General features: G+C 71.5%; 14 protein-coding genes. 6 read left to right on the top strand and 8 right to left on the bottom strand.

The genetic code is table 11. From position 1 onward, the window contains the following. Positions 1–35: 35 nt before the first annotated feature. From MXD59_RS17025 to MXD59_RS17060, 8 genes are all read right to left on the bottom strand, one after another. A complete protein-coding gene (locus MXD59_RS17025) occupies positions 36–770 on the bottom strand; it encodes a GNAT family N-acetyltransferase (protein ID WP_248825691.1) in 735 nt (244 codons plus the stop codon). Between the two features lie 73 nt (positions 771–843). After that, on the bottom strand, positions 844–2,118 hold the full coding sequence (gene metX, locus MXD59_RS17030) for a homoserine O-acetyltransferase MetX (RefSeq protein ID WP_248825692.1): 1,275 nt from the start codon (positions 2,116–2,118) through the stop codon (positions 844–846). Next, positions 2,090–3,382 (bottom strand): bifunctional o-acetylhomoserine/o-acetylserine sulfhydrylase, encoded by a 1,293-nt coding sequence (locus MXD59_RS17035; RefSeq protein ID WP_248825693.1) that lies wholly within the window; start codon positions 3,380–3,382, stop codon positions 2,090–2,092. Before MXD59_RS17035 ends, metX begins: the two co-directional genes overlap by 29 nt. Before the next feature lie 924 nt (positions 3,383–4,306). Beyond that, positions 4,307–5,710 (bottom strand): amidohydrolase family protein, encoded by a 1,404-nt coding sequence (locus MXD59_RS17040; protein ID WP_248825694.1) that lies wholly within the window; start codon positions 5,708–5,710, stop codon positions 4,307–4,309. Beyond that, a complete protein-coding gene (locus MXD59_RS17045; RefSeq protein ID WP_248825695.1) occupies positions 5,707–6,897 on the bottom strand; it encodes a hypothetical protein in 1,191 nt (396 codons plus the stop codon). The genes MXD59_RS17040 and MXD59_RS17045 overlap by 4 nt, the downstream gene beginning before the upstream one ends. A 111-nt stretch (positions 6,898–7,008) precedes the next feature. Further along, complete coding sequence (locus MXD59_RS17050) at positions 7,009–7,809, bottom strand: ABC transporter permease (RefSeq protein WP_283097051.1); 801 nt, start codon at positions 7,807–7,809, stop codon at positions 7,009–7,011. A 44-nt stretch (positions 7,810–7,853) separates the two neighbouring features. Continuing rightward, positions 7,854–8,615, bottom strand: a complete 762-nt coding sequence (locus tag MXD59_RS17055; RefSeq protein ID WP_504858357.1) for an ABC transporter ATP-binding protein — start codon at positions 8,613–8,615, stop codon at positions 7,854–7,856. 2 nt (positions 8,616–8,617) lie between these two features. Continuing rightward, positions 8,618–9,835 carry an ABC transporter substrate-binding protein gene (locus MXD59_RS17060; protein ID WP_248825698.1) on the bottom strand — a complete coding sequence of 406 codons (1,218 nt, stop codon included), beginning with the start codon at positions 9,833–9,835 and terminating at the stop codon, positions 8,618–8,620. A gap of 435 nt (positions 9,836–10,270) precedes the next feature. Between MXD59_RS17060 and MXD59_RS17065 the strand changes: the two genes are divergently transcribed. From MXD59_RS17065 to MXD59_RS17090, 6 genes are all read left to right on the top strand, one after another. Continuing rightward, the gene (locus tag MXD59_RS17065) at positions 10,271–13,633 is read left to right on the top strand and encodes a sensor histidine kinase (protein WP_248825699.1); all 3,363 of its coding nucleotides are present in this window, start codon (positions 10,271–10,273) and stop codon (positions 13,631–13,633) included. Between the two features lie 34 nt (positions 13,634–13,667). Further along, on the top strand, positions 13,668–14,084 hold the full coding sequence (locus MXD59_RS17070) for a roadblock/LC7 domain-containing protein (protein ID WP_248813653.1): 417 nt from the start codon (positions 13,668–13,670) through the stop codon (positions 14,082–14,084). A 65-nt stretch (positions 14,085–14,149) separates the two neighbouring features. Next, positions 14,150–14,494: a DUF742 domain-containing protein gene (locus MXD59_RS17075; protein ID WP_175084396.1), complete on the top strand. Its 345-nt coding sequence runs from the start codon at positions 14,150–14,152 to the stop codon at positions 14,492–14,494. A 185-nt stretch (positions 14,495–14,679) separates the two neighbouring features. Then, complete coding sequence (locus MXD59_RS17080) at positions 14,680–15,615, top strand: proline dehydrogenase family protein (RefSeq protein ID WP_248825700.1); 936 nt, start codon at positions 14,680–14,682, stop codon at positions 15,613–15,615. Then, the gene (gene pruA / locus MXD59_RS17085; RefSeq protein ID WP_248825701.1) at positions 15,612–17,366 is read left to right on the top strand and encodes an L-glutamate gamma-semialdehyde dehydrogenase; all 1,755 of its coding nucleotides are present in this window, start codon (positions 15,612–15,614) and stop codon (positions 17,364–17,366) included. Before MXD59_RS17080 ends, pruA begins: the two co-directional genes overlap by 4 nt. 114 nt (positions 17,367–17,480) lie before the next feature. After that, complete coding sequence (locus tag MXD59_RS17090) at positions 17,481–17,642, top strand: hypothetical protein (protein ID WP_248825702.1); 162 nt, start codon at positions 17,481–17,483, stop codon at positions 17,640–17,642. Positions 17,643–17,659: the final 17 nt, after the last annotated feature.

Below are 17,659 nucleotides of genomic sequence, written 5' to 3' on the forward strand. Positions count from 1 at the left end.
CGCGCGGCGCCGCGCCCGCTCGCGGCTCCCGCGTCCTAGGGACGAGCGAGTCGGGCGACCAGGTTCGCGCGCACCGAGGGCCATTCCGCGGCGGTGATCGAGTAGTAGGCGGTGTCGCGAATGGTGCCGTCGGAGGCAGGCATGTGCGCGCGCCGCACACCCTCGAAACGCCCGCCGACCCGTTCGATGGCGGCACGTGACCGGGTGTTGCGCACATCTGTCTTCAGACATACGCGCAGCGCCGACCAGACGGTGAACGCGTGCTCGAACAGCAGCAGCTTCGCCTCGGTGTTGATCGCTGTGCGCTGGGCCGCGGCGCACAGCCAGGTATAGCCGATCTCGGCCACCGAGGGCAGTTCGGACTCCGCCGCGGACGCCGCCGGGGTGTCCGCCGGCTCCACGGGCGTGCTGCCCAGCGCGCCCTCGGCCGTCGGCCGCCAGAATCCCAGGTCGAGAAACCGTGTGCTGCCGACGATCGTGGCGCCGGAGTCGCCGTCCGCGCTGGACGGGCCGGCCGGGCCAGCCGGGCCGGGGGGGATCCGGCGGATGATCAGGGGGACGGCGAGGCCCAGCGCGCGGTCGGCCAGGGCGGTCGACACGTAGTGGCGCATCGCGGCGTCGGAGTCGGGTACCCAGGTGAGGGAGAACGAACGGCGGTCCGTGGACGCGGCGCGCAGCAGATCGCCGCTGTGCTCGGTGCGTAGCGGTTCAAGTCGGACGTGTCGTCCTGTCAGCACCGGCCGCGTCCACTCGCCGGACATGGTCGTCATGGTGCTGAGCATGGCAGCGTAGCCGGCGACTGTGGCGTAAGGGGCATCTGTCAGATGCGCGACGCGTCCGCCGTCAGGGGATTCGCAGGGCGTCGCGGATGATCGTGGCGACCTGGTCGATCTCGAGGAGGAAGCCGTCGTGTCCGTGGCGGGAGTGGATGCGGCGTAGCGGGACACCCGTCAGGTCGGCGAGTTCCTGTTGCAGCCGGATCGGGTACAGCCGGTCCGAGTCGACGCCGGCGATCGTGAACGGCACGGGGCAGGTGGCCAGTGCGCTGGCGTGCCCGCCACGTCCACGTCCGACGTCCTGGGTCATCATCGCCCGGGTGAGGGTGACGTAGCTGCCCGCGTCGAAGCGGCGGATCAGTCGGTCGGCATGGTGATCCAGGTAGGAGGCGACCTCGAAGGCGCCGTCCGGTCGGACGCGGGCGCCGAACCGGGCCTCGAGCTCCGCCTCGCTGCGGTAGCTGACCTGGGCCATCCGCCGGGCCAGGCCAAGCCCGCCCCGCGGCCCCCGCCCGTCCGCCGGCCCCTGCCAGCCCGCCGGCCACTGCCCGTCCGGTGGGAGGGGTGTGGTGGGGGAGAGGTGGTAGTCGCCGCCGTGCCAGCCGGGGTCGCCGGTGATCGCCTGGAGCTGGACCGCGTACAGGCCGATCTGTTCGGCGGTCGCCACCGCGCCGCAGGCCACCACGACCGCGCGGGCGACGCGCCCGGGGTGGCGAACGGCCCATTCGAGCGCGCGCATCCCGCCCATGGAGCCGCCGACGACCGCGGACCAGCGTCGGATGCCCAGGGCGTCGGCGAGCGCGGCCTCGGCGTCGACCTGATCGCGGATCGTCACCTCGGGCCAGCGTGAGCCGTAGGGACGCCCGTCCGGTGCGGGACTGGCCGGTCCGGTGCTGCCCTGGCAGCCGCCGAGCACGTTGGGTGCGACGACGAACAGGCGCCCGGTGTCCAGCGCTCGTCCGGGTCCGATCAACCCGTCCCACCAGCCGGGACCTGGATGGCCGGGTCCGGCCGGGCCCGCGGCGTGGCTGTCGCCGGTCAGCGCGTGCAGGACGAGCACGGCGTTGCTCGCCGTCGCGTCCAGCCGGCCCCAGGTCTCGTAGGCGATCCGGACCCGGGCCACGTCCCCACCGCGCTCCAACCGCAACGGCTGTCCCAACCGGGCGAAACGGCGCTCCCCGACCGGATCGACACCCTCCCGCCACCCCCCGAAGACCGCGTTGTCCGGCGCTGCGATGGAGGGTGCGCTGGGTGGGAGGGGCCAGGTCGGGGCCGCCCCGGCGATGGGGGCCGGGGCGGCGCGGGCGTCCGGGTCAGGGCTTGGCGGCACGGAATCCGGCATCGAGATCGGCGAGGATGTCGTCGATGTTCTCGATGCCCACCGACAGGCGGATCAGGTCGCCGGTCACGCCGGTGGCGGCCTGCTCGGACTCGGTGAGCTGCGAGTGGGTCGTCGTCGCCGGGTGGATGATCAGGGAGCGGACGTCACCGACGTTGGCCAGATGGCTGAACAGCTCGACGCCGTCGACGAAGCGCCGTCCCGCGGCCGCGCCGCCGGCGATGCCGAACGACAGGACCGCCCCCGCACCACGCGGCAGCACCTGCCGTGCCCGGTCGTACCACCGGGACGAGGGCAGACCGGGATAGGCGACCCAGGTGACCTCGTCGCGGGCCTCGAGCCACTCGGCGACCCGCTGGGCGTTCGCGGTGTGCCGCTCGATCCGCAACGACAGCGTCTCCAGGCCCTGGAGCAGCAGGAACGCGTTGAACGGTGAGATCGCGGCGCCGATGTCGCGCAGCAGCTGCACCCGGGCCTTCGCGATGTACGAACCGTGGCCGAGCGCGTCCCAGTAGACCAGGCCGTGGTAGCTCGGATCCGGGGTGGTGAAGTTCGCGAAGCGTCCGGATGCGGCGTAGTCGAACCGTCCGCCGTCGACGATCACACCGCCGATCGCGGTGCCGTGCCCGCCGATGAACTTCGTCGCCGAATGCACGACGATGTCCGCGCCGTGTTCCAACGGCCGGTACAGGTACGGCGTCGCCAGCGTGTTGTCGACCAGCAGCGGGACGCCATGGGTGTGGGCGACCTCGGCGATGCCGGCGGTGTCGAGCACGTCGCCGCGCGGATTGCCGATCGTCTCGCCGTAGAACGCCTTCGTGTTCGGCCGGACGGCGTCGCGCCACGCGCCCAGATCATCGGGATCGTCGACGAAACTGACCTCGATGCCCAGCTTGGGCAGCGTGTAGTGGAACAGGTTGTACGTTCCGCCGTACAGGCTCGAGGACGAGACGACGTGATCCCCCACCTCCGCCAGGTTCAGGATGGCCAGCGTCTGCGCGGCCTGACCGGACGCGGTCGCGAGCGCGCCGACGCCACCCTCGAGCGCGGCGACGCGCTGCTCGAACACGTCCTGGGTCGGGTTCATGATCCGGGTGTAGATGTTGCCCGGCTCGCCCAGGGCGAACAGGGCGGCCGCGTGCTCGGTGTCGCGAAAGACGTAGCTCGTCGTCTGGTAGATCGGCACCGCTCGGGCGCCGGTGGTCGGATCGGGCTGTGCGCCCGCGTGGATCTGCTGGGTCTCGAACGACCAGCCGTCGGAGCTCATCTGGTGACTCTCCCCGTGTCGTCAATCGGCGAACTCCTGCCCCGTGGCAGGAATCTGGCAGGAATCTGGTGCTGCGACGCGCCGCCACCCCGCCCACCTCGACCGCCCCCGAAGGCGAGCGCCTCGCGAGCGCCTGCCGTCGGACCGCCGATGCCACCTGCCGGGTCCCGCACGACGAACGCCACACGACGAACGCCACATGACGGATGTCGGACCGTCGATATCGGACCGCCGATATCGACCTGGCAGGTGTCGCACGACGGATGCCGGACGACGGATGCCGCATGCCGCATGCCGCATGGTCGATGTCGCACGACAGATGCCGCGCGACGGATGCCGGACGGCGCAGGTGCTGACGGTGGAGAGGTGGCGGCCTTCCATGTCGTTCGGCGCGTGCGTGCCGATCTCTCGGGCAACCCGCGTTGGTCGATCGTGGACCGGCTGGGGCGCTCCTGGTGATCGCCGCTGTTCAGTAGGCGGTGTGATGCGGTGCGTGGTGGTCTCGGCGGCGCTGCTCCGTCGTGGCCGCGTGGGCGACCGGACAACCCGGGCAACATCGTGGGCCGACCGGCCACCGGTGCGGACGTCGCGCCTGTGACCTCACGGTTTCGACGCTAGCAGCGCCAGTCGCGTTTGTCTGCGTTCAGGGTGGCCGCTCGAAGCCCGCGTGTCACATCGCCGCAACATTCACCGACCTGCCGATCCGTTCGGTGCGCCGGTGGAAGGTGGAACGGGTCGGGTCGCCTCGTGTGGACCGTCGGCCATCCTCGCCACCACCGTGCCCAGCGACCACGGATCGCCCCTGACCGCGCCAGCCCTCTGATCCGGAAGGCCCGCCCGGGCCGTCCCCCGCGGACCGTGGCGCCTCGGTCCCTGTTCGTGGCCGCGGATGGCCAGGGGTGCTCCGTCGGGGCGGTACCGGGTCTAGTGGTCGGAGCTGGGGACGCCGGCGAGTTCGGAGTGCAGGCCGGCGCGGGTGGCCAGGTCGCTGGCCAGGGCGCGGGCCCGGGGCAGTACCGCCGCGATGTCGGTGGTGAGGATGCGGGCGTCGGCCACGATCCGTTCGCCGTCCACCCACACCCCGGCGATGTCGCGGGGTCCGGCGCAGTACACGACGGCCTGGTAGGGGTCGTGCACGAAGGCCATGGACGGGCTCGCCTCGGCGAGCAGGACGAGGTCGGCGGCCTTGCCGACCTCGAGGCTGCCGACGGTGTCGGCCAGGCCCAGGGCCTGGGCGCCGCCGAGGGTCGCCATCCGCAGGACGGCGGGTGCGGAAATGATGTCGGCCTGCTGGTGGTGCACCTTCTGCAGCAGTGCCGCGGCCTTGATGGTCTCGAGCATGTTCTGCGAGTCGTTACTGGCCGCGCCGTCGACGCCAAGGCCGACCGGGACCCGCTCGCGTAGCAACCGGGGCACCTGGCAGACGCCACTGGCCAGGATCATGTTGGACACCGGGCAGTGGGCGACGGCGACGTCGTGCCGGCGCAGCAGGGCGATGTCAGCGTCGGAGAGCCAGACGCAGTGGGCGGCGACGGTCTGTGCGTCGAGCAGGCCGAGGTCGGCCGCGAACTCGATGGAACTCGCCCGACGACTGGTCCGCGACGCGGTGACCTCCTCGCGCACCTCGTGCAGGTGGACGTGCAGGCGGGGGACCTCGGCGAGCAGGGAGCGGGTCGCGTCGAGCAGGGCGTCGCTGCTGGCCGGGACGGTCGCGAGCCCGACCCGGAAGCGGGTGCGCCGGGAGCCGGCGGCGGCCTGCGCCAACGCCTCGTGCTCGGCGAGGATGTGCCTGAGGGGGCGATCATGTGGCAGGTCGGACGGCCCGAACGAGACGTCACCACGCAGGCCGACCTCGTCCAGGGCGGTGACGACACCGGGGGTGATCGGGGTCGCCCCGGGCGCCGAGCAGAACATGTCGGCGGCGGTGGTCACCCCGGACAGGGCCAGTTCGGTGGCCTTGAGCAGGGTGCCCACGTACGCCATCTCACGGGTGAGGGCGTCCTCGATGGGCTCGACGACGTGGACGAACCACTCCCACAGGGTGTGTGTCTCGCCGATGCCGGTCACCAGCCCCTCGGAGAAGTGCCCGTGGCAGCTGACGAGACCGGGGATGAGGATGCCGCCACCGTCGCCGAGAACCGGCAGGTCCGCGAAGCGGGCCCGGACGTCGTCGTGGTCACCGACAGCGGCGATCCGCCCGTCGACGACCGCGACCGCCCCGTCCCGCACATGGCCCGGCGCACCCATCGTCAGCACATGACGTGCCCGCAGCACGAATCCCGTGCCCGAGGTCGTGGGGGAACCGGCGACGGTGGCGGAGTCAGTCACTTCAGTCCAATGCTCGTGTTCAGGTAGGTGTTGGTGAACAGGTTGGCGGGGGTCAGGCCGCTCCTGACCGGCTTCTTCTGCCCGGCGTAGATCGGCGTGAGGATCTGCAGCATGCGGGCCACCCGGGCCTGGTCCATGTCGCCGATGGTGGTGTTCGAGCCGTTGGAGACCAGGCTGCGGTCCTTCATCGCCTGGACGGCGTAGGCGGCAAGACCAGGGGAGTAGCTCCAGACGGAGGCCTTGTCGGCCTTGACCGCGTCGATGATCAGGTTGTTGGCCGTGGCGGGGTTGGCCATGAAGTCGACCTGCGAGGTCTGGACGATCGGCACGAGCTTGCGCAGGCAGGGGGCGAGCTTGCTCTCGTCCCCGCTGCGGATGGCCAGCGCCTGGCCGTACACCGGGTAGCCGGTGTCGTTGATGAGCTGCAGGTTGACGTCGTAGCTGTGCCCGTCACCGAGTTCGTGCTGGTAGATGTAGGGCTCGGAGGTGGCGAAGCCGGCCTCGGCGACCTTGCCGTCGGCGGTGACCCACCGCGACGGCGAACCGTCGTAGCCGCCGTCCACCTGGCCCTGGCGCAGGATGCCGGCGCCGAGCAGGTACTGCATGTACGAGTCGGTCTCGTAGTAGAGGACCTTGGTGTCCGACTGCCCGATGTCCACCAGGGTGGTGAAGTTCGGGTAGACCTTCTTGTCCCACATGATCATCATGGGGCTCACGTCGAACGGCGCGAACACCGCCTTGGTGGGCTGGGAGGTCGAGTTCTGGATCGACTCGTCGGTCGACACGACGCCCAGGGTGATCGCCTTGTCGACGTACATGTGCGCGCTGACCTGCTCGAAGCCGATCGCCGGCCCGCCGAAGCGGACCTCGAGGTCGACGCCGGTGTCCTTGCCGCCGGAGACCAGCGATCCGGTGATGCGCTTCTTGGCGGTGTCGATCTTACGGTCCGGCCCGAGCAGGTTGTAGAGGTAGCCGTACTCGGACTCCGCGAACCAGTCGGTCTGCACCACGACCGTGGCCGGGCAGTCGCCGCGCAGGTCAAGCGCGCTGCCGGACACGGCGGCCGGGGCGGTGGACGCCCCCGATGAGGAGGAGTCGCTGCCCGCGGTGTTCCCGCTGCATGACGCCACGGTGAGAGCCAGCGCCGCGGTGGCGGCGACAATGCCACCCCGCTTCAGTCGTCCCATTTCGCTCCTAGTTCTGGAGGGTTCTCGGGGAACCCTCGGGGTGACACGTTTCCGCTCACGACCGGCCCGCCACCAGGGCGAGGTGGCGGGATCGCCGCGGCCGCCGCGGAGTCAGGGGGTCTCGGCGCCGTACCAGCGGCCGGTGACCAGCCGGCTCAGCCAGCCGAAGAACACGAACACGACCAGCCCCAGCAGGGACGCGAGAATGACCGCACCGAACAGCTGCTGGGACAGCAGTCGGGCCCGGTAGAGATCGATCAGCACGCCGATGCCGGGATTGCCCTGTTTGAAGAAGAAGTCGCCGACGACGGCGCCGACCACCGACAGTCCGGCTGAGACCTGGAACCCGGCGAAGGTCGCCGGCATCGCGGCGGGCAGCTGCAGCGAGACCAGTCGCCGCCAGCGGGAGATCCGGTGCAGCCGGAACAGGTCGAGCATGTCCTGATCCACCGACTGCAGGCCGAAGAAGGTACTGCTGATCACCGGGAACAGGGCGATGAGGACGCACACGACGACCCGGCTGGAGAACCCGTAGTCGAACCAGAATCCGATCAGCGGCACCAGCGCCAGCGTGGGGATCGTCTGCAGGATGACCGCGTAGGGGTAGACCGACTTCTCCACCCAGCGGGCCTGGCTCATGGCGATGGCGATGCTCATCCCGAGCACGATCGAGATGCCGAGCCCGATCAGCGCCACCGACGTCGACAGCCACAGCCCGCGCAGCAGCTGCGTCAGGTTGTCGCGGTCGAGGAAGGCCACCCGGACCACCGAGTCGGGGCTTGGCAGCAGGAACCGGCGGTCCCGGTCGAGCAGGACCAGGCTCACGAAGTACCAGACGCCCAGGATGATCGCGAACAGGACCAGCGGCGCCAGCCGGTCACGCCAGGTGGCCCGGGCCCGCCCGGTCCGCATCACCGCGGCGACCCGGCCGGCCCGCTGGACGAACCCGGAGGTGCTCACACCTGGTCTCCGCCCTCGCGCAGCCGCCGCGACACCGTGGCCACCAGCTGCGTGAACACCGGGTCGAACCGCAGGTCGGCCGAGCGCGATGGGCCGAACGGCACCGCGAACTCGGCGACCACCCGACCCGGACGCGGCGACATCACCAGAATCCGGGTCGACAGGTACACGGCCTCGGCCACCGAGTGCGTCACGAAGATCGCTGCGCGGAACCGGCGCTGGGCGAACAACGCCAGCAGCTCGTCACCGAGCCGTTCCCGGGAGATCTCGTCGAGGGCGCCGAACGGCTCGTCCAGCAGGAACAGGTCCGGCGACAGGGTGAGCGAGCGGGCCAGCGACACCCGCATCCGCATCCCACCCGACAGCGATCGCGGCCGGTGCCGTTCGAATCCGCGCAGGCCCACCAGATCGATCAGATCGCTGGCCCGGGGCAGGTACTCGGCCTTGGGCAGACCGGTGAGCTGGGCCAGCATCTCCACGTTGCGGCGCACGCTGCGCCAGGGCAGCAGGGTCGGATCCTGGAAGACGTAGCCGGTGCGGTCGGCGGTGGTGCGCACCGTCCCGGCGGACGGCGCGGTCAGGCCCGAGGCCAGCCGCAGCAGCGTGCTCTTGCCGCAGCCCGACGCGCCGACCACGCCGACGAACTCGCCGTCGCGCACCGTGAGATCGACGGGTTCCAACGCCCGGGTGCCATCGGGATAGCGCTTGGCCGCCTGCTCGAAGCAGACCAGGGTGGACGCCTCGGTCGTCACCGTCACCGTCACCGGGCCGCCGCCGTGGCACCGGTGGTCCCGGCCGCGTCGGTCGGGCTGGTCGTACCGGCGGTGCCGGGGGCTGGCCAGCGCACCGTGGCCGTGGCCAGATCGCGGGGGTAGACCGGTGCGAACGAGCCGTCGGTGTTCTGCTCGATGACCGTGGACGCCAGCGTGTTCTGATGGGTGCCGTCGAAACGCACACCGTTCCACGGCATGATCGTCTGGTTTCCCGGCAGGTCGACCGCGACGAGCGCGGACCGCACCAGCTCGTGGTCGGTGCTGCCGGCGTCGTTGATCGCCTGGGCGAGGACGGTGACCGCGGTGAAGGCGTTGGCGGCCTCGGCGGACATCGCGGTGTCGAAGTCACGCTGGTAGCGCTCGGCGACCGCCGCGGCCAGCGGGTTGGCCCGCGCGATCGGAAGCGACCAGGAGGCCTGGCGGCTGACCCGGTCGGCGAAGCCCGGCAGCGCGGCGAGCCGTGCCGTCTGCGCGGCCGGCCCGTACCCGACGAGCGCGGGGGGTACATAGCCGACGGTGCTGAACGCCTGCGCGAGATGTTCGCCGTGGTCGCCGTCCACTGTCGCGAGGACGATGTCGGGCGCGGCGTCGCGGACCGCGGTGACCGCACCCACCGGGTTCGGATCCCCCGGCTCGTAGGACACGCTGGCCACCAGCGGGTAGCCGGCCTCCTCGGCGAACTCGGTCACCGTCGAACGAAGGTCGTTGCCGGTCGCGTCGTTGCTGTACAACAGCGCGATCCGGCGGCGCTCCTGGCCCACCTGCTCGGCGTTGCGCAGCAACGACAGGAAGCCGCCGCCGAAGTCCGCGGCATCAGGAGCAGTACGGAAGAACCAGTTCAGTCCGCGTTCGGTGAGCGCCGTCAGCGGGGCGTCGCCGCTGACGAAGGGGGTTTGCAGGCGTTCGGCTCGCTGACTCGCGTCGAGCGTGGAGTCGGCGTCAAAGGCGCCGACGATGCCCACCACCTGCTTGTCGCCGACGAGCGTCGATGTTTCGTCGGCCGCACGCTGACGATCGTTCTTGGTGTCCAACGTCACAATGGAGAGGCGGGCTCGTCCGGTCGGCCCCCAGATTCGTCCGTCCGCGTACGTGAACCCGGCCGTCCCCGTGTTGATGAGCCGGGTGGCCAGCTCCGCTCCGCGTTGCGCATCGCGACCCGTGGCTGGATCGTTGCCCGTCAGTGGGGCGATCAGGCCGATCTTCACCTCTCCCGAGACATTCGACTGTTCCGCATCTCCGTCACCACTACAGGACGCGATCAGGGCACCACAGAGCAGCGCAACTACTGGTACGCATGCTCTTCGAAAACCGTGGATCATCACGCTCCCCGTCCCCTGGTCCACGCTGGCCAAAGCTACAGTGACGTGCGACGACACTAGTGGTTTCGGCGGGGCTACCGGCAGGGGGCTCGGGTCCGACACAGACGATTGAAACGTGGTTCGTCAAGTGCCCCCGGTGCGGGCGGCGGCGTACACGCAAATAGCCTTTCGGCCGGGAAGTCGCAGTGCGCAACGTCACGGCCGGTTCCAGGCGGAGGACCCTTGCCGGTCGGGTGTCGGCAGGGGGCGACGTACGAGAGGCGAAGAGGAACGGGGCACGTGAGCGAGCCGGGAACAGCGCAAGCGGGAACGGACACGCGGGTGGATGCCTCCCGCGAGCTCGGCCGCCCGCCGGTCGTGCGGGAATCCACCGACGGTGCCGAGGCTTCCGTGCGCCGCGCCGCGCCGACGCCGGTGGGCGCGGCCGTCCCGGCGGGCCGGGCCGTCCGCCTGGCCGACGCCGTCGGCGAGCCCGTGGCCGCCAGCGCCGCGGGCGCCTCGGCGGACCCGCCCACCGAGGCGCCCGCGGCGACCGGCCCGCTGCGTACCGGGCGGCACACCCATCGCGAGGTCAGGGTGGGGCGAGGCTCACGCCGCCGGTTCGCGCTGCGTGACCTGCCCGTCCACGGCAAGCTGTTCGCCGCGCTCGCCGTGCCCACGGCGGCCTTCCTCGCCCTGGCGTTGCTCTCCGCCGCCACCTGGCTGTCCAGCGCGGCCAGCTATGGACGCGGAGTGACCGCGGCGAAGCTGGGACGGCAGGTGGTCGCCACCGTCCACGAACTGCAGATCGAGCGCGACCTCGCGGTCGGGTTCATCAGTGCCGGGCGAGGGGCCGACCCGGCGACGTCCCTGACCACCCGCCTCGATGGCGAGCAGCGCGTCGTGGACACCGCGGTCGGCTCGCTGCGCGGATCGCTGCGCTCCTCCCGGGACGATCTCGGTGAGTCCGGCGACCGTCTGGTGGACGGACTGCAGAGCCGGCTGGACGGACTGGCGGCGCTACGCCGCTCCGTGCGGGCCGGCGGGCTGCCCACGGATGCGATCTTCAACCAGTACTCGGGCACGATCGCCGCACTGGTCGCGCTCGACGCGCGGATCGGGCAGGGTCGTGACGACGTCGACCTGCAGTACTCGGTCGCCGTCCTGAACAGCCTGACCACGCTGAAGGAGACCGAATCCCAGATTCGTGGTCAGCTGTTCGCCACCGCGTTCGCACATCGCTTTGCCTTCGGTGACTCCGATCGGTTCTCCGGTCTGCTCGCGCAGGAACAGGCCGCGCAGGACGCCTTCCGCGCCACCGCCCGGGTCAGCGACCGGGCCCGCTTCGACCAGGTGGTCAATGGGCAGGCGGTGCTGACGGTCAGGCGCATCGCACAACGCGCGGTCCAACGGCAGCGACTGAGCGATCTGGATATCGACCCGGAGCAGTGGTTCGCGGCCAGCACCACCTACATCGAACTTCTGCGCACGGTCGAGTCCACGTTGCTGGACAACGTCACCGGCTCCGCGGAGGATCTGCGCTCGCAGGCCTGGGAACGCACCGGACTGATCGGCGCCTTCATTCTGGTCATCACCATCGGCGCGGTCATCTGGACACTGGCGATCGCACGGACGATGACGGTCCCGCTTCGCCGCCTGCGTACCGGCGCGCTCGAGGCCGCGCAGGTGCGGTTGCCGGCACTCATCGAGGAACTACGCAGTTCCGACTCCGAACATGTCGAGACGGTGATCCGACCGATCGGCATCGATTCACGCGACGAGATCGGTGAGGTCGCCCGCACGGTCGACCATCTCCAGCGTGAGGCGGTGCGGCTGGCAACGGAACAGGCCGGACTGCGACGCAATGTGAACACTCTGTTCCTGAGTCTTTCCCGGCGTAGTCAGAGTCTGATCGAACGCCAGATCGCGCTGATCGACCGGCTGGAAGCCGCCGAGGAGAACCCGGCCCAGTTGGAGAACCTGTTCCGCCTGGACCATCTGGCGACACGGATGCGGCGTAACAGCGAGAACCTGCTGGTGCTCGCCGGCACGGGGCCTGGCCGGCGCCGGTCGGGTCCGGTGCCCCTCGGCGACGTGCTCCAGGCCGCCCTCGGCGAGATCGAGCAGTACGAACGGGTGCAGATCGTCGAGGTGGCGGACGTGCGCCTGGCCGCCGACGCGGTGAACCACGTCGTGCACCTGGTGGCCGAACTGCTCGAGAACGCCGCCCAGTTCTCCCCGCCGTACCTCCCGGTGGACCTCGCGGCCACCACGCTGGGCGACGGCGCGGTGCTGGTGGCCATCGACGACAGCGGTCTGGGCATGTCCGATCGGGAGCTCGGGCTGGCCAACCAGCGGCTCGCCCAGCCCCCGCTGTTCGACTTCTCCATCGCGCAGCGCCTGGGCCTGTTCGTCGTCGCCCGCCTGGCCGACCGCCACGGCATCAAGGTGCGGCTGGCCCACTCGCACGACGGTGGGGTGCGGGCCACGGCCCTGCTGCCCGCCGCACTGCTGGCCCCAGCCCCGACCCCCGTGACGAGCCCCCGCGAGATCACGGCGGGCGGGCTCGAACCGGCTTACACCGACCTGCCGCTGCCGAGGATGTCGGCGGGACCGGACCCGGACGCCGATCAGACGATCACCCGGCCGGTCGACCTCGTCGCACCACCGGCCGCGGACCCGGTCACCACCCGGGCCGTGCCCACGGGCCATCCCGATCTGCCCGTTCGCACGCCGCTGCCCGTCCGCACCGGTGTGCCCGCCGGCGCCGAGCCGCCCGTCGGTACCGAGCCGCCCGTGGCCCTGGCGTCACCGCCGGCACCCGAACTGCCGGCGATCGCCGACGCGGTGGCGGCGTTGCGGCAGCGGCGCGTCGAGGCACTCCAGGAGACCGAGGCACAGGAGACAGAGCGCACCCCGGCCGCCGCCCCGGCTCCGGCCGGTCCCGCGACCCCGGTGGCGGCTGTCACCTCGGCTCCGGCCGCGGCTTCGGCCGCGACCGGCCGGCTGGCGGATCTGGTTCGGACCGCGGCGCAGGAGGCGATTCCGGTCGCGTTCTCGGCGGCGCCGTTCGACTGGTTCACCCGGGACGAGCAGGACGGCGAACCGGCCGGGCAGGTGGCCATCGCGACCCGTGTGACGTACGACGCAGCCGCGGCTGCGGCTGAGCGGACGGTGGGGGCAGGCGGTGGCGGGGTACCCTTCGGGGACGATGATGTCGCTGGTCCCGAACCCCGGTGGGCCGCAGATCTACCAGTTCCTGGCACGCCAGCCAGCACGTCGCCGGGTGGTGGCGGGCAGGCCGCGTCCACCGGTTCCGTGTCGGGGTGGCCCTCGGCTGAGCCCGGTCCGGGTGCGCCGCGGCGGGTCACGTCGTCCGGTCTGCCCAGACGCACGCCCAGCGCGCAGCCGTTTCCCGGCGACCTGCCCTCCGCCGTTCCCGCCGCGCGCCCCGGCGACGGGCCGGTGCAGAACCCGTTCTTCGGGACAGTACAGCTGCCGTCATCCTCGGCCCAGACCCCGCAGGCGCCAGCACCCGACTGGATCCGCGGCCGGTTGAGCCGCCTGTACGAGGGAGTCCAGCACGCCCGCGACGGCCAGCAGGCCGGCGCCGAGGACTCCGACGCGGCCAGACCCGCCGCTGCGGGTGGCGACTTCTCCGGTGCCGAGACCGGCGGTGTCGTGTTCCCCCCCGGCTCGCCGTGACCACCCACCCGCCATTGCTGCCTGGAGGACGGTCGTGACCCATCCGGATCCCGAGAACCCCTCGCTTGACTGGCTTATCAACAACTTCGTCGACTTCGTGCCGGGTGTGGCCAACGCGATCCTGGCCTCCTCCGACGGGCATCTGCTCGCCGTGTGCGGCGGTTTCCCGCGGGAACGGGCCGTGCAGCTCGGCTCGATCGCGTCCGGCCTGTTCAGCCTGACCGCAGCCGCGGCGGAGTTCGCCGACGGCGGTGAGGTGACCCAGACGGTCGTCGAGATGGTGCAGGGGTCACTGCTGCTGATGGCGGTGGGGGAGGGTTCGTGTCTGGCGGTGCTCGCGAGCAACACCTGTGACATCGGCCTGGTGGGGTACGAGATGACGGTGCTCGTCGCGCGTACCCGGGAGGCGCTGACGCCGGCTCGGCGTACCGATGCACGCGAGAGCGTGTGAGACATGATCGCGCGAGCGGCGTCGCTCGCCGCCGGCGGGCGGACGACCGGGTGAACGGGGACGTGATGGAACCGTCGGGCGAACTCGTCCGGCCGTACGCGGCGACCCGTGGCCGGGCCCGGCCCTCACGCCTGCTGGCCCTCGAGGCCATGGTCACGACCACGTCGTTCGGTCTGGCCCGGCTGCCCGCGCTGCTGCTGGAACAGCGCTCCATCGTGTCGATGTGCGAACGTCCGCAGTCAGTGATCGAGATCGCGGCGGGGTTGCGCCTGCCGGTGGGCGTGGTGCGGGTGCTCGTCGCGGACGCCGCGGCCGAGCGCCTGGTGGACGTGTCCCAGCTGACCCTCAACAACGGTGCGCCCGGTCTGGATCTGCTGGGCCGGGTCCTGTCCAGCCTGCGACGCCTCTGACCCGCCAGCACCGTCCGACCACCAGCACCGTCCGACCGCCAGCACCGTCCGAGCTACGAGAACCATCAGAGCTGGCTGATCAGCCAGGCGGCGCCGATCGGCCGGTCGGATGGACAGCCCGCTCCGATCGGGTGACGCTACGTGAGGTCTCTGCTCGTACCCGTGGTGTCGAACGGCAGGTGGTCATGCTCAGAACCCTGGTCCCACACCTGCTGCGGACCGCGCCGGTGCGCCTCGCGCTGACCCATGGCCCGCTCTCGTCGGCCGTGGTCGACCGGTTCGTGGCGGGTGGCACTGAGCAGGACGCGGTGGCCGCGGTCGTCCGACTGGCCGGCGGGGGACTGCGGGCCTCGGTGGATCTGCTGGGCGAGGGGGTGCTGGGCGCGCAGGACGCCCACGGCACCGTCGAGGCGTACCTGCGCCTGCTCGCGGTCGCCGACCAGCACGGGGTGGCCGCCGGCCTGGACGTCTCGGTGAAGCTGTCGGCGCTCGGCCAGGCGGTGCCCCGCGACGGGCAGGCAGTGTCCGCCGCGAACGCCGCGCTCATCGCCGCACGGGCCCAGTCCCTGGGGGCGACGATCACCCTGGACATGGAGGACCACACCACCACCGACGCGACCCTGACCACCCTGGTGCAGCTGCGCCGCGACTTCCCGACGGTCGGCGCCGTCGTGCAGGCCCAGCTGCGCCGCACCGAGGCCGACTGCCGCGACCTGGCCCGGGCCGGCTCCCGCGTGCGGCTGTGCAAGGGCGCCTACCTCGAACCCGCCTCGCTTGCCCACCAGGGGCGCCGCGCGGTGTCCGCGTCCTACGCCCGCTGCCTGGGCATCCTGATGGCCGGCCCGGGCTATCCGATGATCGCCACGCACGATCCCGAGCTGCTCGAGCTGACCGGACGGCTGGTGCGCCATCTGGACCGCCCGGCGGCCAGCTACGAGTACCAGCTGCTGTTCGGGGTGCGTCCCGCCGAACAGCGTCGGCTGGCCGCGGCCGGCGCCACCGTGCGGGTGTACCTGCCGTACGGGCCGGACTGCGTGCCGTACCTGTCCCGCCGCGTGGTCGAGAAACCGGCGAACCTGCTGCTGGCCCTGCACGCCGCGAGTGACCGAGCAGCCCGATGAGCACGTCCACCGGAGCGGCCCCGACCGGGCCGGCGCTGACCGGGCCGGCCCTGGCCGGACCCGTCTCGGCCGGGATGGTCCCGGCGGTGCCGGTGTCCGGCAACGAACCCGTCCGCTCGTATCCGGCCGGCTCGGCGGCGCGGGCGCGGTTGCGACAGGAACTGGAGCGGTTGCGCGCCACGCCACTGGAGCTGACGAACACGATCGCGGGCCGCCCCCGGCCCGGGGGTGGTGAGCGCCGGGATGTCGTCATCCCGCACGAGCACCGGCAGGTGCTCGCCACCCTGCGGGAAAGCACCCACGCCGACGCGGCGGCGGCCGTCGCCGCCGCGAAGGCCGCCGCACCGGCCTGGCGCGACTGTGATCTCACCGACCGGGCCGCGGTGTTCCTACGGGCGGCGCAGGCCCTGGCCGGCCCGTGGCGGGACACCATCAACGCGGCGACGATGCTCGGCCAGGGCAAGACCCACCACCAGGCCGAGATCGACGCCGCCTGCGAACTCATCGACTTCTGGCGCTTCAACGTCGCCTTCGCCGCCCGACTCGCCGCCGAGCAGCCACACAGCGTCACCGGGGAGTGGAACCGGCTCGATCTGCGTCCGCTGGAGGGCTTCGTCTACGCGGTCACCCCGTTCAACTTCACCTCGATCGCGGGCAACCTGCCGACCGCGCCGGCCCTGATGGGCAACACCGTCGTGTGGAAGCCGGCGCCGACGCAGGCGTTCGCCGCCCACCTGCTCATGCGCCTGCTGGAGGCCGCGGGCCTCCCGCCCGGTGTGATCAACCTGGTGGGAGGGTCCGGCGGGCCGGTCACCGAGGTGGTGTGCGCCGATCCCGACCTCGCCGGCGTGCACTTCACCGGTTCCACGGCGGTGTTCGGCCGGCTGTGGCAGAGCGTCGCCGGCAACCTCGAGCGCTACCGCGGCTATCCCCGGCTGGTGGGGGAGACCGGCGGCAAGGACTTCGTCGTCGCCCATCCCAGCGCGGACGTCGCCACCGTGCGTGACGCACTGGTCCGCGGCGCGTTCGAGTACAGCGGCCAGAAATGCTCGGCGGCTTCCCGGGCCTACCTGCCGGCAAGCCTGTGGCGCCGTCTCGGCGCCGATCTCGCCGCCGCCACCGAGGCTCTGACGGTCGGTGACATCGGCGGGTTCGACCACTTCACCGGCGCCGTCATCGACGCCCGGGCGTACGCGCGGCTCGCCGCCGCCTGCGCCCGCGCCCGCGGCGACTCCACCGTGACGGTGCTGGCGGGCGCCCGCTGCGACGACAGTGTCGGCTGGTTCGTCCGTCCGACGCTGCTGCTCGGGACGGACCCGGGACGGGAGTGGTTCACCGAGGAGCTGTTCGGCCCGGTCCTGTCCGTGTACGTCTACCCCGACGACCGGCCCGACGCCTGGTCGGACGTCCTGGCCCTCGTCGACCGGACCAGCGCCTACGCGCTGACCGGCGCGGTCCTTGGCACCGACCGGGCGGCGCTGGCACAGGCGCAGCACAGCCTGCGCTTCTGCGCCGGCAACCTCACCGTCAACGACGCGCCCACCGGCGCGGTCGTCGGCCGCCAGCCGTTCGGTGGTAGCCGCCGTTCCGGCACGAACGACAAGGCCGGTTCGGCTCAGAACCTGCTGCGCTGGGTGGCCCCCCGGATCATCAAGGAGAACCTGAACGCAGCAGTGGGCGATCCGAGGCGGTTGGAGCCGAACGTGGGAGAAAACACGCATCACCACCACGATGGCATCCACGGACTCTAAACTTGCGCCATCCGGTCATCCCCCAGCCCTGGAGTTGCCATGTCGGCTGCCGAGCAGGCGCGTCATGTCCTGACTTTCTGCGGGAAGTGCAGCTGCGGCTGTCCCGAGCTGTTCGTGGACCACGACGCCGCCCCCGAGCGCCGCATCGTGATCACCGATGACTTCGGTCAGCGGATCCAGATGAGCGTCGAGCAGCTACAGGTCATCGTCGACGAGGCCCGTTCCGGGCAGATCACCACGCTCGTGGACGCGGAACTCGCCCTCGGCGTGCACTGACATGGCGGGTACCACTG

Source organism: Frankia umida, assembly GCF_023242945.1.
In the GTDB taxonomy this organism is placed as follows: domain Bacteria; phylum Actinomycetota; class Actinomycetes; order Frankiales; family Frankiaceae; genus Frankia; species Frankia umida.